2 protein-coding genes and 1 pseudogene are annotated in these 1,929 nt (G+C 74.8%); 1 reads left to right on the forward strand and 2 read right to left on the reverse strand.

Annotated features, from left to right (window positions below; genetic code table 11):
* Positions 1–464: pseudogene (locus VGD85_RS21765) on the forward strand (aspartate aminotransferase family protein); the annotation flags it as partial.
* On the opposite strand, the gene VGD85_RS21770 reads toward VGD85_RS21765, so the two are convergent.
* Positions 425–1,339 (reverse strand): sugar kinase, encoded by a 915-nt coding sequence (locus tag VGD85_RS21770; RefSeq protein WP_331065527.1) that lies wholly within the window; start codon positions 1,337–1,339, stop codon positions 425–427. The pseudogene VGD85_RS21765 and the gene VGD85_RS21770 overlap by 40 nt on opposite strands.
* The coding region (locus tag VGD85_RS21775; protein ID WP_331065528.1) for a TetR/AcrR family transcriptional regulator at positions 1,336–1,929 on the reverse strand (594 nt) is incomplete at its 5' end. The genes VGD85_RS21775 and VGD85_RS21770, both read right to left, overlap by 4 nt.

Here is a 1,929-nt window from a genome sequence, read left to right on the forward strand (position 1 = left end):
CCAGCTGCGACGCGTTCACCGTCTGCGACGAGATGGCCGCGCGGGGCTGGTACGTCCAGCCGCAGATGTCGTACGCCGAGCACCCGCCGACCATCCACCTGTCGGTGAGCGCCGCGACCAACGCGCACGTCGAGGAGCTCCTCGCCGCGCTGGCGGAGTCGGGGGGGGCGGCCCGGGCCGCCGGGCCGGTGGCGGTGGACCCCGCGATCGCGGAGTTCATCGGCGCCCTGGACCCGACGACACTTGCCGACGAGGACTTCGACGGCCTGCTGGCGGCCGCGGGCCTGGTCGGCGGCGACCCGACAGCCGGCCTCGACCTGCCCGAGCGGATGGCGGAGGTCAACGCGATGCTCGACCTCGCGTCGGCGGCGATGCGCGAGGCGCTGCTGGTGGCGTTCCTCGACCGGCTGGCCCGGCCGACGCGTCAGCGCTCCGCGAACGCCACCACCGACGCGAGGTCGTAGTCACCGGCGTCGGTGCCGAGGCCGCGGGCGACCTGGGCGGCGGCGGCGCACCCGAGCTCGGCCGCGCCCCGCAGGTCGCGTCCCAGGGACAGGCCGCGCAGGAAGCCGGCCGAGAACGCGTCACCGCACCCGGTTGTGTCGACCACCTCGACGGCGTACGCCGGCACCTCGAGCGTCTCGTCCGCGGTCACCACGAGCGCGCCCTTGCTGCCCTGGGTCGCCGCCACGCAGCCGACCCCGGTGTCGAGCAGCGCCCGGGCGCCGTCGGCCAGGGAGCCGGCGCCGGTGAAGCCGAGCACCTGCTCGTCGTTGGGCAGCAGGTAGTCGGTGTGCGGCAGCGCATCGGCCACCCACGCCAGCATGTCGGGGTCGCCCGGAGCCAGGAGGTCCACGGACGTGGTGGCACCGAGGGAGCGCGCGTGCGCCAGCAGCCGGCCCGCGGCCTCGCCGCCGAGGAACTCCGGCCCACCGAGGTGCACGTGCGTGCAGCCCTCGAGCGCGGCCGGGTCGAGGTCGTCGAGGGTGAAGGCCCCGTTCGCGCCGATGCAGTGCCAGGCGGGACGATCGCCGTTCGGCCGCACCGGGAGCACCGACGCGGAGGTCTGGTGGTCGGGCTTGCGCACCAGCCCGCTCACGTCGACGCCCTCGTGTTCGAGCAGCGCGAGCAGCGTCGTGCCGATCGGGTCGGCACCGACGGCCCCGAAGCTCCGCACCTGCGCACCGAGCCGGCTCAGCACCACCGCCGTACCGCCCGCGGTGCCGGCCGGGGACATCCGGATCGTCTCGACCAGCTGGCCGTCGGACCCGTCGGGGATCGAGTCGATGCCGATCACGTGGGTGTCGAGGACGTGGACGCCGACGGTGGCGATCTTCATGGGCTCTCCTGGGTGACCGTGGTGACGCCGAGGCCGGCGGGGGTGGCGTAGCGCTCGAGGTAGGCGGTGACCAGCGCGATGCCCTCCTCGACCAGCGCCTCGTCGCCGTCGAGGGACTCCTCGAAGGCCAGCTGGAAGACGCGGTCGCCGACCTCGACGGCCAGCAGGGCGGCCGCGGGTGGGAGGTCGTCGCGGGCCAGCCCGGCCTCGACCGCGAAGGCCCGGAGGGTCTCGGCGATGCGGGCGTTGTGCTCGCGGCCGAACCGGTGCACGGCGAGGTTGGTGCGACCGCGCAGGTAGATCTCCACGAACGCCGGGCGGCGGTGGTAGACGCTCACGAACGCCCGCATCGTCGTGCGCACCAGGCTCGCGACCGTGAGCGTCTCGATGCCGGCGAGGTCCTCGGCGACCTGGTCGTCCATCTCGGCCATGTCGCGCTGGGCGAGCGCGAGCAGGACGTCCTCCTTGTCGGAGAAGTACTGGTACAGCGAGGCGACCGGCGCGCCCGCGGCGTCCGCGATGTCGCGGGTCGTCACCGCCGCCACGCCGCGCTCGACCACGAGCCGCGCCGCCGCGTCGAGGAGGCCCTC

The organism is Nocardioides sp. (assembly GCF_036401255.1).
Classification (GTDB): domain Bacteria; phylum Actinomycetota; class Actinomycetes; order Propionibacteriales; family Nocardioidaceae; genus Nocardioides.